The 17,430-nt window shown below is 71.5% G+C and carries 15 protein-coding genes; all 15 read right to left on the bottom strand.

What is annotated here, in order from left to right; genetic code table 11:
• Position 1 precedes the first annotated feature (1 nt).
• The 15 genes from fusA to ACZ2G1_RS06570 all read right to left on the bottom strand — a co-directional run bounded on the left by fusA (position 2) and on the right by ACZ2G1_RS06570 (position 17,399).
• On the bottom strand, positions 2-2,116 hold the full coding sequence (gene fusA, locus ACZ2G1_RS06500) for an elongation factor G (RefSeq protein WP_031282946.1): 2,115 nt from the start codon (positions 2,114-2,116) through the stop codon (positions 2-4).
• 69 nt (positions 2,117-2,185) lie between these two features.
• A complete protein-coding gene (gene rpsG, locus ACZ2G1_RS06505; protein WP_017833292.1) occupies positions 2,186-2,656 on the bottom strand; it encodes a 30S ribosomal protein S7 in 471 nt (156 codons plus the stop codon).
• Positions 2,656-3,030, bottom strand: coding sequence for a 30S ribosomal protein S12 (gene rpsL, locus ACZ2G1_RS06510; RefSeq protein WP_017833291.1), 375 nt, complete (start codon positions 3,028-3,030; stop codon positions 2,656-2,658). The genes rpsG and rpsL overlap by 1 nt, the downstream gene beginning before the upstream one ends.
• Positions 3,031-3,343: 313 nt before the next feature.
• Positions 3,344-4,156, bottom strand: a complete 813-nt coding sequence (locus ACZ2G1_RS06515) for an IclR family transcriptional regulator (protein ID WP_035924877.1) — start codon at positions 4,154-4,156, stop codon at positions 3,344-3,346.
• A gap of 76 nt (positions 4,157-4,232) precedes the next feature.
• On the bottom strand, positions 4,233-4,910 hold the full coding sequence (locus tag ACZ2G1_RS06520) for a 3-oxoacid CoA-transferase subunit B (RefSeq protein WP_095650585.1): 678 nt from the start codon (positions 4,908-4,910) through the stop codon (positions 4,233-4,235).
• A gap of 1 nt (position 4,911) precedes the next feature.
• Positions 4,912-5,604 (bottom strand): 3-oxoacid CoA-transferase subunit A, encoded by a 693-nt coding sequence (locus ACZ2G1_RS06525; protein ID WP_035924883.1) that lies wholly within the window; start codon positions 5,602-5,604, stop codon positions 4,912-4,914.
• Between the two features lie 50 nt (positions 5,605-5,654).
• Complete coding sequence (locus ACZ2G1_RS06530) at positions 5,655-6,848, bottom strand: thiolase family protein (protein WP_017833287.1); 1,194 nt, start codon at positions 6,846-6,848, stop codon at positions 5,655-5,657.
• A gap of 71 nt (positions 6,849-6,919) precedes the next feature.
• Complete coding sequence (gene pcaC / locus ACZ2G1_RS06535; protein WP_035924888.1) at positions 6,920-7,345, bottom strand: 4-carboxymuconolactone decarboxylase; 426 nt, start codon at positions 7,343-7,345, stop codon at positions 6,920-6,922.
• Positions 7,342-8,175, bottom strand: a complete 834-nt coding sequence (locus ACZ2G1_RS06540; protein ID WP_052132801.1) for an alpha/beta fold hydrolase — start codon at positions 8,173-8,175, stop codon at positions 7,342-7,344. The genes pcaC and ACZ2G1_RS06540 overlap by 4 nt, the downstream gene beginning before the upstream one ends.
• The gene (locus ACZ2G1_RS06545) at positions 8,172-9,617 is read right to left on the bottom strand and encodes a lyase family protein (protein WP_470377590.1); all 1,446 of its coding nucleotides are present in this window, start codon (positions 9,615-9,617) and stop codon (positions 8,172-8,174) included. The genes ACZ2G1_RS06540 and ACZ2G1_RS06545 overlap by 4 nt, the downstream gene beginning before the upstream one ends.
• A gap of 91 nt (positions 9,618-9,708) precedes the next feature.
• Positions 9,709-10,293 (bottom strand): protocatechuate 3,4-dioxygenase subunit alpha, encoded by a 585-nt coding sequence (gene pcaG / locus ACZ2G1_RS06550; protein ID WP_017833283.1) that lies wholly within the window; start codon positions 10,291-10,293, stop codon positions 9,709-9,711.
• Complete coding sequence (pcaH, locus tag ACZ2G1_RS06555; RefSeq protein WP_017833282.1) at positions 10,286-11,107, bottom strand: protocatechuate 3,4-dioxygenase subunit beta; 822 nt, start codon at positions 11,105-11,107, stop codon at positions 10,286-10,288. The genes pcaG and pcaH overlap by 8 nt, the downstream gene beginning before the upstream one ends.
• 158 nt (positions 11,108-11,265) lie before the next feature.
• Positions 11,266-12,465 carry a 4-hydroxybenzoate 3-monooxygenase gene (locus ACZ2G1_RS06560; RefSeq protein WP_017833281.1) on the bottom strand — a complete coding sequence of 400 codons (1,200 nt, stop codon included), beginning with the start codon at positions 12,463-12,465 and terminating at the stop codon, positions 11,266-11,268.
• Between the two features lie 135 nt (positions 12,466-12,600).
• Entirely contained in the window at positions 12,601-13,365 is a 765-nt protein-coding gene (locus ACZ2G1_RS06565) for an IclR family transcriptional regulator (RefSeq protein ID WP_017833280.1), read from the bottom strand.
• Positions 13,366-13,514: 149 nt separating this feature from the next.
• On the bottom strand, positions 13,515-17,399 hold the full coding sequence (locus ACZ2G1_RS06570) for a DNA-directed RNA polymerase subunit beta' (RefSeq protein ID WP_031282944.1): 3,885 nt from the start codon (positions 17,397-17,399) through the stop codon (positions 13,515-13,517).
• Positions 17,400-17,430 lie beyond the last annotated feature (31 nt).

Consider the following 17,430-nt stretch of genomic DNA (forward strand, 5'->3'; position numbering starts at 1 on the left):
CCTACTCGCCGCGGTTCTTCTGGACGATCTCCTCGGCGACGGCCTTGGGGACCTCCGAGTAGCTGTCGAACCGCATCGAGTACACGGCGCGGCCCTGGGTCTTGGACCGGAGGTCGCCGATGTAGCCGAACATCTCGGACAGCGGGACGAGGGCGTTGACCAGCTTGATGCCGCTCACGTCCTCCATCGACTGGATCTGACCGCGGCGGGAGTTCAGGTCGCCGATGACCTCGCCCATGTACTCCTCGGGGGTGCGCACCTCGACCGCCATGAGCGGCTCGAGGAGGACGGGCTGCGCCTTGCGGGCACCCTCCTTGAACACCATCGAGCCGGCGATCTTGAACGCCATCTCGGAGGAGTCGACGTCGTGGTAGGCGCCGTCGAGCAGAGTGGCCTTGACGCCCACGACCGGGTACCCGGCGAGGACGCCGAGACGCATGGCGTCCTGGATGCCGGCGTCCACGGAAGGGATGTACTCGCGCGGGACGCGGCCGCCGGTGACCTTGTTGTCGAACTCGTAGAGCTCCTCGGCGTCCAGCGGGATCGGCTCGAACGCCATCTGCACCTTGGCGAACTGGCCGGAGCCGCCGGTCTGCTTCTTGTGCGTGTAGTCGATCTTCTCGACGGCCTTCTTGATCGTCTCGCGGTAGGCCACCTGCGGCTTGCCGACGTTCGCCTCGACCTTGAACTCGCGCTTCATGCGGTCCACCAGGATGTCCAGGTGGAGCTCGCCCATGCCGCCGATCTCGGTCTGGCCGGTCTCCTCGTTGAGGGACACGGTGAACGTGGGGTCCTCGGCGGAGAGCTTCTGGATCGCGATGGAGAGCTTCTCCTGGTCGCCCTTGGTCTTCGGCTCGATGGCCACCGAGATGACCGGGGCCGGGAAGGACATGGACTCGAGCACGATCGGCTTCTGCAGGTCGCACAGGGTGTCGCCCGTGGTGGTGTCCTTGAGCCCGATCGCGGCGTAGATGTGCCCGGCCTGGACGGTGTCGACCGGGTTCTCCTTGTTGGAGTGCATCTGGAACAGCTTGCCGATGCGCTCCTTCTTGCCCTTGGTGGAGTTGAGCACCTGGTCGCCGTTGGACGCCTTGCCGGAGTACACGCGGATGTAGGTGAGCTGCCCGTAGAACGGGTGGTTGGCCACCTTGAAGGCGAGCGCGGAGAACGGCGCGGTCGAGTCGACCGGGCGGGAGAGGATCTCCTCCTCGTTGTTCAGCGCGTGGCCCTCGACGTTCGGGACGTCCAGCGGGGACGGCAGGAAGTCGATGACGGCGTCGAGCATCGGCTGCACGCCGCGGTTCTTGAACGCGGAGCCGCACAGCACGGGGTACGCCTGCGAGGTGATGGTGAGCTTCCGGATGCCGGCCTTGAGCTCCTCGAGGGTGAGCTCCTCGCCGCCCAGGTACTTCTCCATGAGCTCGTCGTCGGCCTCGGCGACGGACTCCACCAGCTGGTTGCGGTACTCCTCGGCCCGCTCCTGCAGGTCGGCGGGGATCTCCTCGATCTCGTACTTGGCGCCGAGGGAGACGTCGCCCTTGGAGTCGCCCGGCCAGACGAAGGCCTTCATGGTGAGCAGGTCGACCACGCCGGTGAACTCGGACTCGGAGCCGATCGGCAGCTGCATGACCAGCGGCTTCGCGCCGAGGCGGTTGATGATGGTGTCGACGGTGAAGTAGAAGTCGGCGCCCAGCTTGTCCATCTTGTTGACGAAGCAGATGCGGGGGACGTCGTACTTGTCGGCCTGGCGCCAGACCGTCTCCGACTGTGGCTCGACGCCCTCCTTGCCGTCGAAGACCGCCACGGCGCCGTCGAGCACGCGCAGGGAGCGCTCGACCTCGACCGTGAAGTCCACGTGGCCCGGGGTGTCGATGATGTTGATCTGGTTGTCGTGCCAGTAGCAGGTCGTCGCGGCGGACGTGATCGTGATGCCGCGCTCCTGCTCCTGCGCCATCCAGTCCATGGTGGAGGCACCATCGTGGGTCTCGCCGATCTTGTGGGAGATACCGGTGTAGAACAGGATGCGTTCGGTGGTGGTGGTCTTCCCGGCATCGATGTGCGCCATGATGCCGATGTTGCGGACCTTCTTGAGGTCGGTAAGCACGTCAAGTGCCACGGTGGTTCCCTTTCGGAGATGGTGCCGGCGGCCTGTCGGCCCGGGTGGGGCCGACAGGCCTGGAAGATTCTACCAGCGGTAGTGGGCGAAGGCCTTGTTGGACTCCGCCATCTTGTGGGTGTCCTCCCGGCGCTTCACGGCGGCACCGAGACCGTTGGACGCGTCCAGGATCTCGTTCTGCAGACGCTCGGTCATGGTGTTCTCACGGCGGATCTTCGAGTAGCCGACGAGCCAGCGCAGGGACAGCGCCTGGGCGCGGCCCGGCTTGACCTCGACGGGCACCTGGTAGGTGGCGCCGCCGACGCGGCGGGACTTCACCTCGAGGGCCGGCTTGACGTTCTCCAGGGCCTTCTTGAGGGTGGCGACGGGGTCGGCACCGGACTTGGCGCGGACACCCTCGAGGGCACCGTAGACGATGCGCTCGGCGGTGGACTTCTTGCCGTCCTGGAGGACCTTGTTGATCAGCTGCGTGACGACCGGGGAGCTGTAGACCGGGTCGACGACGAGCGGGCGCTTGGGAGCGGGACCCTTACGAGGCATTACTTCTTCTCCTTCTTGGCGCCGTAACGGGAACGGGCCTGCTGGCGGCCCTTGACACCCTGGGTGTCGAGCGCGCCGCGGACGATCTTGTAGCGGACACCGGGGAGGTCCTTCACGCGACCGCCGCGGACGAGCACGATGGAGTGCTCCTGCAGGTTGTGGCCCTCACCGGGGATGTAGGCCGTGACCTCCACGCCGCCGTTGAGCTTCACGCGGGCGACCTTGCGCAGCGCGGAGTTCGGCTTCTTGGGGGTGGTGGTGTAGACGCGGGTGCACACGCCGCGCTTCATGGGGCTGCCCTTGAGTGCGGGCGCCTTGGTCTTGACGACCTTCGGGGTCCGGCCCTTGCGGACCAGCTGCTGGATTGTAGGCACAGTGTCTCCTGATCGGACGGGACGCGTCAGCGGCCCGCTGGGTGTTCGGCTCCCCCGCGACCGGCCGGGGCCGGGAGCGGGTGCGGCGCCTGTCGTGGGCCCGGCGGGCGGGCACCACGGTCGCCGCGCCGAAGGTAGCTGGGCAGACGAAAAGGATGGCATTTCGGTACACAACGCGTACCGGAGGACCGAGTCCGTTCTGCCATGATTTCTTCGGCCTCCAGGGGCGCGGGCGCCGAGGGATGACCGTTCAATTCCTCGACAGCCTATCAGACCCCGGCCGGGGCGGGGAAGCGGGGCCGGGCCGGCCCGCTCAGCGCCCGGTCGCGGCGAGGTCGGCGGAGATCCTCCGGGCGCACTCGAGCAGGGGCGGCACGACGTCGTCCACGGGGTCACCGGCGCTGGCGCCGGGCATCCCCACGCGCATGGAGACGTTCACGGCCGCGACCACGCGCCCGGTGCCGTCGGTGACGGGGGCGGCGACCGAGCGCAGCCCGACCTCGAGCTCCTGGTCGACGAGCGCCCAGCCCTGGGCGCGGACCCGGCGCAGGTCGGCCTCGAGGGCCGCGCGGTCGGTGAGGGTGTGCTCGGTCAGGCGCTCGATCCGCGCCGTGCGGAAGTACTCGTCGAGCTCCTCCGGGTCCAGCCCGGCCAGCAGCACCCGGCCCATGGACGTGGCGTGGGCGGGGAACCGCGTGCCCACGGCGATCGCCACGGTCATGATCCGGTGCGTGGAGACGCGGGCGACGTAGACGATGTCGGCGCCGTCCAGCACCGAGGCGGACGTGGACTCCTCGACCTGCGCCGAGAGGGTCTCGAGGTGCGGGGCGGCCAGGGCGGGCAGCGGCTGCGAGGAGAGGTAGGAGTAGCCGAGCTGGAGGACCACGGGGGTGAGCTCGAAGAGCCGCCCGTCGGTCCGGACGTAGCCCAGCTCCTCGAGCGTGAGCAGGAACCGGCGCGCGGTGGCGCGGGTCAGCCCGGTGCGCCGGGCCACGTCGCTGAGGGTCATCCGGGGGTGCCGGGCGTCGAAGGCCGTGATCACGCCGAGCCCGCGCGCCAGGGACTGCACGAACTGTCCGGGGGTGCCCCGCTCCCCCGCCGGGACGGTCGGGTCCTGCTCGGTCATCGGTGGCCTCCTGCGGGCCTCGTCCGGGGTGCGGCGGCCGGTGCCGGCCCGCCGCGCCCCGTGAGCGGTGCTGGGCTCAGCGGGCGGGCCGCAGCGGGACGTCGACGATCTGCTGGAGCTCCTCGAAGCTCGTGCCGAAGGTCTCGCGCACCGTCACGCCGTCCTCCTCGAGGAGGAACACGGCCTGGTCGGTGTAGATCCGGGAGACGCAGCCGACGCCGGTGAGCGGCATGGTGCACTGCTCCACGAGCTTGGACCGGCCCTTCTTGGTCAGCAGGGACATCATCACGAAGGTCATCTTCGCACCCGTGGCCAGGTCCATGGCCCCGCCCACGGCGGGGATCGCGTCCGGGCTGCCGGTGTGCCAGTTGGCGAGGTTGCCCGTCCGGTCCACCTGGAAGGCGCCGAGCACGCAGTAGTCCAGGTGCCCGCCGCGCATCATGGCGAAGGAGTCCGCGTGGTGGAAGTAGGAGCAGCCCGGCGTCTCGACCACGGGGATCTTGCCGGCGTTGATGAGGTCGGCGTCGACCTCGTCGCCGTGGGCCTCGGGGCCCATGCCGAGCATCCCGTTCTCGGTGTGCAGGGTGACGTCGTCCTCGGCGCTCAGGTAGTTGGAGACCAGGGTGGGCTGGCCGATGCCGAGGTTGACGTAGGAGCCGGCGGGGATGTCGCGGGCCACCACGCGGGCCAGCTCCTCCGGGGCGAGGGGCGTCTCGGAGGTCCTGGGCACGGTGTCCACGGTGTTCTCGCTCATCTCAGATGTCCTCTCGGGGGTCGGTCTGGGCGGGTGCGTCGATCCGCACGACGGTGTCCACGTAGATGCCGGGGGTCACGACGGCCTCGGGGTCCAGCCCGCCGCGCTCCACGACCTCCGCGACCTGCACGATGGAGGTGGCGGCGGCGGCGGCCATGATCGGGCCGAAGTTGCGGGCCGTCTTGCGGTAGACGAGGTTGCCGGCCCGGTCGGCGACGTGCGCCTTGGTCAGCGAGAAGTCGGCCTTGATGGGGTGCTCGAGCACGTAGTGGCGGCCGTCGATCTCGCGGACCTCCTTGCCCTCCGCGAGCAGGGTGCCGTAGCCGGTGGGGGTGAAGAACCCCCCGATGCCGGCGCCGGCGGCGCGGATCCGCTCGGCGAGGTTGCCCTGGGGGACGACCTCGAGCTCGATCTGCCCGGCGCGGTACTTCTCGTCGAAGTGCCAGGAGTCGGACTGGCGCGGGAAGGAGCAGATGATCCTCCGCACGCGGCCGAGCTGGATCAGCCGGGCCAGGCCAACGTCGCCGTTGCCGGCGTTGTTGTTCACGACCGTCAGGTCGGTGGCCCCGTGCTCGATGAGCGCGTCGATCAGCTCGACGGGCTGGCCGGCCACGCCGAAGCCGCCGATCATGACGACGGCGCCGTCGTGGATCGGGGCCACGGCCTGCGCGCAGCTCTCTGCGATGTTCAGCATGCGTTGTGCCTTCCTTCGGTGGTCTTCTCCGCCCGGGTCCCGCGCGGGTCTCAGGCGTTCTGGTTCTCGAGCACGACGGCGAGGCCCTGGCCCACGCCGATGCAGATGGCCGCCACGCCCCAGCGGGCCCCGGAGGCCTGCAGGGACTTCGCGAGCGTGCCGAGGATGCGGGTGCCCGACGCCCCGAGGGGGTGGCCGATGGCGATGGCGCCGCCGTGCCGGTTGACGATCGCGGGGTCGATCCCCCACGCGTCGACGCAGGCGAGGGACTGGGCCGCGAAGGCCTCGTTGAGCTCGACGGCGGCGACGTCCTCCCACGTGATCCCGGCGCGGCGCAGCGCCAGGTTCGCGGCCTCGACCGGGGCGAAGCCGAAGAACTGCGGCTCGTTGGCCGCGGCGGCCCGCCCGGCGATGCGGGCGAGGGGCTGCAGGCCGGTCAGCTCGGCGGCCTTCTCGGAGCCCAGCAGCGCCGCGGAGGCGCCGTCGTTGAGGGGCGAGGCGTTGCCGGCGGTGACGGTGCCGCCCTGGTCCGCGGGGCGGAAGACGGTCTTGAGCCCGCCCAGCTTCTCGACCGTCGAGGACGCACGGACGGACTCGTCCCGGGTCAGCTCGGTGCCGGGGACCGGGACGGTGAGGTCGTCGTAGAAGCCCTCGTCCCACGCCTGCTGGGTGAGCTGGTGGGAGCGGAACGCGAACTCGTCCATCCGCTCGCGGGTGATGCCGTGGCGCTCGGCGAGCTGCTCGGTGGCCTCGCCCAGGGACACGGTCCACTCCGGGTTCATCGCCGGGTTCACGAGGCGCCAGCCCAGCGTGGTGGAGGCGAGGGTCAGGTCGCCGGCCGGGTAGGGCTTCTCCGTCTTCGGGAGCACCCAGGGGGCACGGCTCATGGACTCGACGCCGCCGACGAGCATCAGGTCGGCCTCGCCGGCGTTGATCTGCCGGGACGCGATGATCGCGGCGTCCAGGGACGACCCGCACAGGCGGTTGACGGTGGTGCCGGGGAGCTCGACGGGCAGGCCGGCCAGCAGCGTGCCCATGCGGGCGACGTTGCGGTTCTCCTCGCCGGCGCCGTTGGCGTTGCCGAGGATCACCTCGTCGATCGCGGCGGGGTCCAGCGCGGACGCGCGCCGGACCTGCTCGCCGATCACCAGGGCGGCCAGGTCGTCGGGGCGCACGCCCGCCAGGGCGCCGCCGAAGCGGCCGAAGGGGGTCCGCACGGCGTCGTAGATGTAGGCCTCGGTCATGGTGTTCCTCACTTGCGTCGTTGCACGTCGGTCACGGGGTGCCGGAATGGGGTGGTCGGAGGGCCGGCAGGTCAGGGGGCCGGGGGCGCCGCGGAGTCCTCGGCGTCGAGGGCGTCGAGGACCTGCTTGGCGTGCTTGAAGGCGTTGTTGGCGGAGGGCACGGAGAGGTAGATCGCCGACTGGAGCAGGATCTCCTTGATCTCGTCCCGCTCCAGGCCGTTGCGCAGGGCGGCGCGCACGTGCATCTCGAACTCCTCCCAGTGCCCGGCGGCGATCAGCGCGGTCAGGGTCACGGCGCTGCGCATCCGCCGGTCCAGTCCCGGCCGGGTCCAGATCTCGCCCCACGCGTAGCGGGAGATGAAGTCCTGGAACTCGGCGGTGAAGGCGTCCTTGCCGGCCTCGGCGCGGTCCACGTGGGCGTCGGAGAGCACCTCGCGGCGCACGGCCATGCCGTCCGCGTGGGCCTCCTGCTCGGTGCGCCGGGGGTTGCCGCTCATGCTCGTGCTCCTTCGTGGTGGGGTGGGTGGGCGCCGATGTGCTCCTCCAGCAGGCGTGCCACGTCCTGCGGGGCCTCGGCGGGCACGAGGTGGCCCGCGCCCTCGACGACCACGAGGCGGCCGCCGGTCGCCCCGGCCAGCTCCGCCACGGCGTCGGGCGGCGTGGCGGCGTCCTGCGCGCCGACCACGGCGAGCACGGGGACGTCGACGGCGCCGAGGCGCCCGGTCGCGTCGAAGCCCGCGAGGGCCTCGCAGGCCCGGGCGTAGGAGAACCGGTCCGCGTCCTGGAGGGCGTGCAGCAGCCCGGTGGTCGTGACCGCGTCCCGCTCGATGAAGCCCGGGGCGAACCACCGCTGCGCGGAGCCGACGATCTGGGTGGGGGTGCCGGCGGCGGCCACGAGCCGGGCGCGCTCGGACCACGCGGCGGGCTCCCCCACCCGGGCGGCGGTGCCCACCAGCACGGCCGCCGCCGGCCGGTGCGGCGCGTCGAGCAGCAGCTGGAGGCCGACGCAGCCGCCGAGGGAGGTGCCCGCGTAGTAGAACGGACCTCCGGTTTCGAGGCCGGCGGCCTCCTGGTACCGGTCCACGGCGTCGAGCACGCCCCGGGCCAGCTCGGCGGTGCCGAACGGCTCGTCGGCGGGCGCGGAGCCGCCGTGGCCGGGGAGGTCCCAGCCGACCACGCGCAGGTCGGCCTCCAGCAGGTGCGCCGCGGCGGACCACAGCGAGGCGGCGGAGGTGCCGAGCCCCGGGCCCAGCACCAGCAGGGGCGCCCGCGGCGACGGGGCCCGGCGGGTCGAGAACTCGACGAGGGTGAGGACGGGGACGGTCATGCGGATGCTCCTGGGCTGGTCCGGGTGATGGACGGACGGTCGTTCGCGGACCGGCGGTGCTGCGCGAGCACGCGGTCGATCAGCAGGTCGTTGGCCCCGAGGTACCCGGCGGGGTCGAGCAGCCCGGCCACGACGTCCCGGTCCACGGGGGTGCCGTCGGCCAGGGCGGTGCCGGCGGCGAGCCCCACGAGGGCGTCGAGCATGCCCGGTCCGTCGGTCGCGTGCTCGCGCACGACCGCCTGCACGCGCTGCCGCCCCGTGGCGCCGTCGGCGGCGGGCGGCAGCAGGGGCGCGAGCTCCGCGCTGATCCGCTCGGCGAGCACGGCGGGACCCGACGCGTCCAGGTTGGCCCGCATCCGGGCGCTCTGCACGGTGAGCCCGGCCGTGAGCTCGGCCGCGTGCGACGACGCCGCGACGGCGAGCCGGGCGAGCTCCCGCAGTGCCGGCCACTCCGTGTGCCAGGCGCCGTCGGGGCGCTCGTCGACGAACTGGGCGGCGGCGACGTGGAGCTGGGCCACGAGCTGCGGCGCCGTCAGGGCGGTGCGCTTGAGCAGCACGGACAGCACCGGGTTCTGCTTCTGCGGCATCGCCGAGGACACGCCGCGCCCTTCGACGGCCGGTTCCCGCAGCTCGCCGAGCTCGGGGCGGGAGAGCAGCAGGACGTCGTTGGCGATCCGGCCGAGGGCCGCGCAGACCGCCGCGAAGGTCTCGCCGGTGCGCAGCACCGGCCGCCTGGTGGCGTGCCACACGTGCGGCGGCAGGCTCAGGCCGAGCTCGTCGGCCCAGCGGCGGGCGAGCTCGAGGGCCTGCTCGGCGGCGTCGGGGGCGCCCGGGAAGAGCGCGAGGCTGCCGGCGAGGGTGCCGGCGGCGCCGCCGCAGGACACCGGGAGCCGGGCGAGACCGGCGAGGTCCGCCTCGAGGTCCTGCAGCCCGGCCAGCCAGCCGGCGGCCTTGAGCCCGAAGGTGGTCGGCAGCGCGTGCTGGGTCAGGGTGCGGGCGGCCTGGACGGTGCCGCGGTGGACGTCCGCCAGCCGGGCCAGGGCGTCGGCCGTCTCGGACAGTCGCTCAGCGAGGGGGACGGCGGCGCGCCGGGCCAGCAGCATCATGGCGGTGTCCATGACGTCCTGGCTGGTCAGGCCGCGGTGCACGAAGCGCACGGCGCCGGGGTCGAGCTGCCCCAGCCGGCGCCGGTAGTCGGCGAGGAGCGGGATGACGGGGTTGCCGCCGCCCTCGGCGCGCCGGGCGATGTCCCCGGCGTCGTAGTCGGCGGCGCGGGCGGCCGCACGCGCGGACGCCGCGGCGGCGCGCGGGGCGAGCCCGGCGTCCGCCTGCGCGGCGACCCAGGCGGCCTCGACGTCGAGCAGCGCCTGGAGCACCGCGGTGTCGTCCGTGTGCGCGTCACCCCGGTGGGCTCCGGGGCGGAGCAGCCCGGCGTCGGTCATGCGCGTCCTCCTTCGGTGGTCGTCGGGTCGTCCGTGGCGGGGTGGTGCCGTGCGGGGGCCCCGGGGCGGCCGGGGCCCCCGCACGGAACGGTCACGCCTGGAGGTTCGGGTAGGTGAGGAAGACGGTCTCGCCCTCGCCCTGGAGCCGGAGGTCGAAGCGCAGGGAGCCGTCGGCCTCCCGCTCGGCGACCAGGGTGCGGCGGCGGTCCTCGGGCAGGGAGCGCAGCAGCGGGTCGTTCGCGAGGGCCTCGGTGTCCTCCGGCAGGTAGATGCGGGTGAACAGCCGGTTCGTCACGCCCCGGGCGAAGACGGTCAGCGTGATGAACGGCGCCTTGCCGGGCTCGGTCGGCCCCGGGTCAACGGTGGTGAAGGTGTAGTGGCCCTCGTTGTCGACGGACGCGCGGCCGAAGCCGGTGAAGGTGTAGCCGTCGCGCACGAGCGAGCCGGTCGCGGTGGGGACGTCGCCGTTGCCGTCGGCCTGCCAGATCTCGAGCATGGCGTCCGGCACGAGGTCGCCGTGGCCGTCGGTCACCGTGCCGTGCAGGCGCACCGCCTGCGGGTGCCCGAGCGGGACGAGCAGCTCGCCCTTGTCGTAGGGCAGCGCGTAGCCGAAGAACGGCCCGATGGTCTGGCCGGGGGTGGCCGGGAGTGCGGGGGTCGCGGGGGTCTCAGACATTGGAGTCGCCTTCCGTCCAGGTGCGGTTCGAGCCGCTGAGCACGATGTCCCAGGTGTAGCCGAGCAGCCACTCGTGCTCGGACGCCTCGTGGTCGTAGTCGGCCACGAGCCGGCGGCGGGCCTCGGGGTCCACGATCGACTGGAAGATCGGGTCCAGCGCGAACAGCGGGTCCGAGGGGAAGTACATCTGGGTGATCATCCGCTGGGTGAAGTCCGTGCCGAACAGGGAGAAGTGCACGTGCGCGGGCCGCCAGGCGTTGTGGTGGTTCTTCCAGGGGTACGGCCCGGGCTTGATGGTGACGAACTCGTAGGAGCCGTCGTCGCCGGTCAGGCAGCGCCCCACGCCGGTGAAGTTCGGGTCGATGGGGGCCGGGTGCTGGTCCCGCTTGTGGATGTACCGCCCGGCCGCGTTGGCCTGCCAGATCTCCACGAGCTGGCGGCGCACGGGCCGGCCGTCGCCGTCGAGGACCCGGCCGCGGATCTTGATCCGCTCGCCGATGGGCTCCCCGCCCGACTGGATGGTCAGGTCCGACTCGAGCCGGTGCACGTCCCGCTCGCCGAAGGCGGGCGCGTGCAGCTCGATGGTCTCCGGGTCCGCGTGGTGCAGGTCCTTGGTGGGGTGCCGCAGGATCGAGCTGCGGTAGGGCGCGTAGTCCAGCCGCGGCTGCGTCTCGGTGCGGCCGGACGCGCTGTAGTCGGCGCTGATGCCGGCCATCTCGCGGTCGAGGTCGGCCTGCGTGTCCGCCGCGTCGTCGGGGCCCTTCGGGGTGAGGTGCACGAAGGACTCCTCCGGCCCCTGGTCCTGGTCGGTCATGGTTCAGCTCCTTTGTTGCGAGGTGGCTGCCGCACCGGCGGGCGTGGTGCCCGCGGCGAACTCTCCGAGGCTAGCGCATTCGGTGCAGCATTCGCACATGTGTTCACTGTGCGAACTTATTGTGGGGTCACAGTGGGGAGGTCCGGCGGGGCCGGGGGTCAGCGGTCGTCGGGCCAGCCGGTGTAGGACTCCGCGAAGTAGGCGGCGCCGCGCTCGGAGCCGGTGATCGCCTTGAACTCGCCGCGCCGGCGCTTCTGGTTGAAGGGGTTCTCCCCCGGCTGGGTGTGCATGAGGTGGGTGGCCCAGTAGGAGAAGTTCTGCGCCTTCCACACCCGCTCCAGCGCCGTGGCCGAGTACCCGGCCAGCCCGGTGCCGTCGCCCGTGCGGAAGAACTCGACGATCGCCGGGGCGAGCACGCGGACGTCGCAGAACGCGAGGTTCAGGCCCTTGGCGCCGGTCGGGGGGACGGTGTGGCCGGCGTCGCCGACGAGGAACAGGTTGCCGTGGCGCAGGGGCTCGCAGACGTAGGAGCGGAACTTCAGCACGGTCTTGTCGAAGATGGGGCCCTCCTGGAGCCGGAGCCCGTCGGGGCCCTCGACCCGGCGCTGGAGCTCGGCCCAGATCCGCTCGTCGCCCCAGTCGTCGACGTCCTCCTCCGGGTCGCACTGGAAGTACATCCGCTGGACGGTCCCGCTGCGCTGGGAGATGAGGGCGAAGCCGTGCTCGGAGTTCGAGTAGATGAGCTCCGGGGCGCTCGGCGGGGCCTCGGCGAGGATGCCGAACCAGGCGAAGGGGTACTCGATGAAGTTGTCGGTGCGCTCCTGCTCCGGGATGGCGCGGCGGCAGATGCTCTGCGAGCCGTCGGCGCCCACGAGGATCTCGCAGCGGACCTCGAAGTCCTCGCCCGCGGCGTCGGTGAAGCGGATGCCCGGCCGGTCGGTGGTCAGGTCGACCACCTCGGTTTCCGTGACGGACCAGCGGACGTCGCCGCCGTCGCGCTCCCGGGCGTCGGCCAGGTCCAGGAACACCTCGTTCTGCGGGTAGAGCCACACGGACTCGCCGACGAGCTCCTTGAAGTCGATCCGGTGGCTCTCCCCCTCGAAGCGCAGCACGGTGCCCTCGTGCTCGTGGCCCTCCGTGAGCACCCGCCCGTCGACGCCGGAGTCGGTCAGCATCCGCACCGTGGGCGCCTCGAGGATGCCCGCCCGGTGGGTGGCGTGGATGGTGTCCTTGTCGCGCTTCTCGACCACGATGCTGTCGATGCCGGCGCGGCCGAGCAGGTGGGCCAGCATCAGCCCGGCGGGGCCGCCGCCCACGATGCCGACCTGCGTGCTGAGAACGGTGCGCTGTGCGCTCATGAGTGCTCCTGGTGATACGACGGGAATCGTGTCCAGTGTCTCAGCGACCTGTGGGCGGCACCACAGTCGTCCCGTTGAACGGGATGCTGGAGGCGACGGGCGCGGTGTGCCCGGGAGCCGGTGCCGCGGCCCGTCTCAGCGGGGGGCGTCCCGCAGGGTCCGGCGGATGCCGTGCGCCGCGGTGTGCAGCGCCTGGACGATCGCCCCGGCCCGCGCGGCCGGGTCGCCCGCCGGGGTGATGACGCCCAGGCCCGCCACCACCTGGTCGCCGCGCCCCCGCACGGGGACGGCGATCCCCGCCGTGCCGGCCTCGAGATAGCCGGTCTGCAGGGCGTGGCCCGCGCCGCGGATCCGCTCGAGCTCCGCGGCCAGCACCGCGGGCTCGGTCGGCGAGAGCTCGGTGAACGCGGTGAGGGGCCCCTGCAGGTACTCCTCCTGGTAGTCCTGGGGGGCGTGCGCCAGCAGCACGAGGCCCGTGGCCGACAGGTGCAGGGGCAGCCGGCCGGCCACCTCCGACCGGACGGGCACCGCCCGGGGGTGGGAGAGCCGCTCCACGAGCAGCACCTCGCGGCCCTCCACGATGCCGAGCTGCACGTGCTGGCGCAGCACCGCGTGGATGTCGCCCATGAAGGGGCGGGCGGCGCGCGCCAGGCCGAGCTCGCGCGAGGAGCGGTTGACCAGCTCCCACAGCCGGGTGCCGACCACGTAGTGCCCGCCCTCCACCCGCTCGAGCCAGCCCTGGCGGGCCATGTCCCGGGCGAGCCGGTGCGCGGTGGCGGTGGGCAGCCCGGTGAGGGCCGCGATCCGGCCCCCGGTCAGCCGCGAGTCCTCCGCCGTGAACGCCGCGAGGATCCGGTCCGCCCGCTCGAGCACGGACTCCCCGGTGGGTGAGTTCGCCATGGTGACTCCTGGGGCTCCTTCCTGGTCCGCGGCCCGGCCCCGTGACCGGCCGCGGGACGGGGGCAGCCCCGCCCCGGAAGACGCTACTTCCGGAACGGGGCTGCCGTGGTGACCACGAGGGTGATCACGTCCTGCGCGGGACGCCGACCTCAGTTGGAGCCGAAGTCGTAGTCCTCCAGCGGGATCGCCTGGAACTCGGCGGGCGAGGAGTTCTCCTCCGCGTAGCTGAAGTCCGAGAACGAGCCCGGCTCCGTGAACAGCGAGGCCTTCGCCTCGTCCGTCGGCTCCACGTCGATGTTGTTGTACCGCGCGAGCCCGGTGCCGGCCGGGATCAGCTTGCCGATGATCACGTTCTCCTTGAGGCCCACCAGCGGGTCGGACTTGCCCTCCATGGCCGCCTGCGTGAGCACGCGGGTGGTCTCCTGGAAGGACGCGGCCGACAGCCACGAGTCGGTGGCCAGCGAGGCCTTGGTGATGCCCATCAGCTCCGGGCGGCCGGCGGCCGGCCGGCTGCTCTCGGCCACGGCCTTGCGGTTGGCCTCCAGGAAGCGCACGTTCTCGACGAGCTCGCCCGGCAGCAGGTCCGTCTCGCCCGACTCGATGATCGTCACGCGGCGCAGCATCTGCCGCACGATGACCTCGACGTGCTTGTCGTGGATGCCCACGCCCTGGGAGCGGTACACGCGCTGCACCTCGTCCACGAGGTGCTTCTGCGCCTGCCGCGGACCGCGGATGCGCAGCACCTCCTTGGGGTCGACGGCGCCCGAGACCAGCTGCTGGCCGACCTCGACGTGGTCGCCCTCGGTCACGAGCAGCTTGGCGCGGCGCAGCACCGGGTACCCGATCGCCTCGTCCCCGTTGTCCGGGGTCACGACGAGCTTCAGGGCCTTCTCGGTGTCCTCGATGCTGACCCGCCCGGCGACCTCCGAGATCGGCGCGACGCCCTTGGGCGTGCGGGCCTCGAAGAGCTCCTGGATACGGGGCAGACCCTGGGTGATGTCGCCGTCCGAGGACGCCACACCACCGGTGTGGAAGGTGCGCATCGTGAGCTGCGTGCCCGGCTCGCCGATGGACTGCGCGGCGATGATGCCGACGGCCTCGCCGATGTCCACCAGCTGGTTGGACGCCAGCGAGCGGCCGTAGCAGGCCGCGCAGACGCCCACCGCGGACTCGCAGGTCAGCACGGAGCGCACGCGCACCGTGTCGGCCCCGCCCGCGAAGAGGGCGCTGATGAGCCCGTCGGAGAGGTCCGTGCCGGCCTCGGCCAGGATCTCGCCGTTGGCGTCCACGACGTCCACCGCGAGCACCCGGCCGTGCACCGTGTTCTCGATGTCCTCGTGCAGCACGCGGGACCCGCTCTCCTGCACGTCGGCGAGCGGCAGGTTCAGGCCGCGCTCCGTCATGCAGTCCGCCTCCCGCACGATGACGTCCTGGGAGACGTCGACGAGACGACGGGTCAGGTAGCCCGAGTTCGCCGTGCGCAGCGCGGTGTCGGCCAGGCCCTTGCGGGCACCGTGGGTCGCGATGAAGTACTCCAGCACCGACAGGCCCTCGCGGTACGAGGACTTGATCGGGCGGGGCATGATCTCGCCCTTGGGGTTGGACACGAGCCCGCGGATGCCGGCGATCTGGCGGACCTGCATCCAGTTGCCTCGGGCGCCGGAGGACACCATGCGGTTGATGGTGTTCAGCGGCGAGAGGTTCGCCTGCATGGCCTGGGCGACCTCGTCCGTGGCCTTGGTCCAGATGTCGATGAGCTCCGAGCGGCGCTCGTCGTCGTCGATCAGACCACGGTCGTACTGGCCCTGGATCTTCGCGGCCTGCGCCTCGTAGCCCTCCATGATGGCGGGCTTCTCCGGCGGGGTCGCGATGTCCGAGATCGCCACGGTCACGCCCGAGCGGGCCGCCCAGTGGAACCCGGCGTCCTTGAGCTCGTCCAGCGTGTGCGCCACGGTGACCATCGGGTACCGCTCCGCGAGATCGTTGACCAGCGCGGACAGGTGCTTCTTGTCCGCGACGGCCTCGTCCCAGGGGTAGTCCTCGGGCAGCGTCTCGTTGAACAGCACGCGGCCCAGCGTGGTCTGCACCAGCACCGGCTGACCCGGCTCCCAGCCCTCGGGGGCCTCCCAGCCCTCGAACGGCACGAAGTCGTCCAGCTCGATCCGGCACAGCGCGTTGAGGTGCAGCCGGCCGGCGTCGTGGGCCATGATCGCCTCGGCCACGGAGGAGAACGAGCGGCCCTCCCCCTCCTCGCCCTCGCGGACGGTGGTGAGGTGGTACAGCCCGATGATCATGTCCTGCGAGGGCAGTGCGATCGGCTTGCCGTCCGAGGGCTTCAGGATGTTGTTCGAGGACAGCATCAGGATGCGCGCCTCGGCCTGGGCCTCCGGGGACAGGGGCAGGTGCACGGCCATCTGGTCGCCGTCGAAGTCGGCGTTGAACGCGCCGCACACGAGCGGGTGGAGCTGGATGGCCTTGCCCTCGACGAGCTGCGGCTCGAACGCCTGGATGCCCAGACGGTGCAGGGTGGGGGCACGGTTGAGCAGCACGGGGTGCTCGGTGATGACCTCCTCGAGCACGTCCCACACCTGGGGGCGGTAGCGCTCGACCATGCGCTTGGCCGACTTGATGTTCTGCGCGTGGTTGAGGTCCACCAGCCGCTTCATCACGAACGGCTTGAACAGCTCCAGCGCCATCTGCTTCGGCAGACCGCACTGGTGCAGCTTCAGCTGCGGGCCGACCACGATGACCGAGCGGCCGGAGTAGTCGACGCGCTTGCCGAGCAGGTTCTGCCGGAACCGGCCCTGCTTGCCCTTGAGCATGTCGGACAGCGACTTCAGCGCACGGTTGCCCGGCCCGGTGACCGGGCGGCCGCGGCGGCCGTTGTCGAACAGCGAGTCCACGGCCTCCTGCAGCATCCGCTTCTCGTTGTTGACGATGATCTCCGGGGCGCCCAGGTCCAGCAGGCGCTTGAGCCGGTTGTTGCGGTTGATCACGCGCCGGTAGAGGTCGTTGAGGTCCGACGTGGCGAAGCGGCCGCCGTCGAGCTGGACCATCGGGCGCAGCTCCGGCGGGATCACCGGGACGGCGTCCAGGACCATGCCCAGCGGCGAGTTGTCCGTGGTCAGGAACGCGTTGACGACCTTGAGCCGCTTCAGGGCGCGGGTCTTGCGCTGACCCTTGCCGGTGGCGATGGTCTCCCGCAGGGACTCGGCCTCCGCCTCGAGATCGAAGGTCTCGAGGCGCTTCTTGATCGCCTCGGCGCCCATCGAGCCCTCGAAGTACATGCCGTAGCGGTCCACCATGACGCGGTAGAGCGCCTCGTCTCCCTCGAGGTCGTTGACCTTGAGGTTCTTGAAGCGGTCCCAGACCTGCTCGAGGCGGTCGATCTCCAGGTTGGCGCGCTTGCGCACGTTGGCCATCTGGCGGTCGGCGGAGTCGCGGAGCTTGCGCTTCTCCGCGGCCTTGCCGCCCTCCTCCTCGACCCGGCCGAGCTCGGTCTCGAGGTCGCGGGCGATCGCGGCGATGTCGGAGTCGCGGGTGGACTCCATCTGCGCCTTCTCCCGGTCCACGGCGGCCTGCAGGTTCGGCAGGTCGTCGTGGCGGGCGTCCTCGTCCACCGACGTGATCATGTACGCCGCGAAGTAGATGACCTTCTCCAGATCCTTCGGGGCGAGGTCCAGCAGGTAGCCGAGCCGCGAGGGCACGCCCTTGAAGTACCAGATGTGGGTCACGGGAGCGGCGAGCTCGATGTGGCCCATGCGCTCACGGCGCACCTTGGCGCGGGTGACCTCCACGCCGCAGCGCTCGCAGATGATGCCCTTGTAGCGCACGCGCTTGTACTTGCCGCAGTAGCACTCCCAGTCCCGGGTGGGACCGAAGATCTTCTCGCAGAACAGGCCGTCCTTCTCGGGCTTGAGCGTGCGGTAGTTGATGGTCTCCGGCTTCTTGACCTCGCCGTAGGACCAGGTCCGGATGTCCTCCGCGGTCGCAAGACCGATCCGCATGAGGCCTAGTGAAGATTCGTTGGACATGAGGGTCCTTTATCTCTTTCTCTGGAAAAGT

The organism is Kocuria sp. KKT182, assembly GCF_055635395.1.

Bases quoted from the DNA above. Each gene is read 5' to 3' on its own strand.
- rpsG (WP_017833292.1), bottom strand. From the start codon at position 2,656: ATGCCTCGTAAGGGTCCCGCTCCCAAGCGCCCGCTCGTCGTCGACCCG.
- ACZ2G1_RS06515 (WP_035924877.1), bottom strand. From the start codon at position 4,156: ATGACCGAGCAGGACCCGACCGTCCCGGCGGGGGAGCGGGGCACCCCC.
- ACZ2G1_RS06520 (WP_095650585.1), bottom strand. From the start codon at position 4,910: ATGAGCGAGAACACCGTGGACACCGTGCCCAGGACCTCCGAGACGCCC.
- ACZ2G1_RS06525 (WP_035924883.1), bottom strand. From the start codon at position 5,604: ATGCTGAACATCGCAGAGAGCTGCGCGCAGGCCGTGGCCCCGATCCAC.
- ACZ2G1_RS06530 (WP_017833287.1), bottom strand. From the start codon at position 6,848: ATGACCGAGGCCTACATCTACGACGCCGTGCGGACCCCCTTCGGCCGC.
- pcaC (WP_035924888.1), bottom strand. From the start codon at position 7,345: ATGAGCGGCAACCCCCGGCGCACCGAGCAGGAGGCCCACGCGGACGGC.
- ACZ2G1_RS06540 (WP_052132801.1), bottom strand. From the start codon at position 8,175: ATGACCGTCCCCGTCCTCACCCTCGTCGAGTTCTCGACCCGCCGGGCC.
- ACZ2G1_RS06545 (WP_470377590.1), bottom strand. From the start codon at position 9,617: ATGACCGACGCCGGGCTGCTCCGCCCCGGAGCCCACCGGGGTGACGCG.
- pcaG (WP_017833283.1), bottom strand. From the start codon at position 10,293: ATGTCTGAGACCCCCGCGACCCCCGCACTCCCGGCCACCCCCGGCCAG.
- pcaH (WP_017833282.1), bottom strand. From the start codon at position 11,107: ATGACCGACCAGGACCAGGGGCCGGAGGAGTCCTTCGTGCACCTCACC.
- ACZ2G1_RS06560 (WP_017833281.1), bottom strand. From the start codon at position 12,465: ATGAGCGCACAGCGCACCGTTCTCAGCACGCAGGTCGGCATCGTGGGC.
- ACZ2G1_RS06565 (WP_017833280.1), bottom strand. From the start codon at position 13,365: ATGGCGAACTCACCCACCGGGGAGTCCGTGCTCGAGCGGGCGGACCGG.
- ACZ2G1_RS06570 (WP_031282944.1), bottom strand. From the start codon at position 17,399: ATGTCCAACGAATCTTCACTAGGCCTCATGCGGATCGGTCTTGCGACC.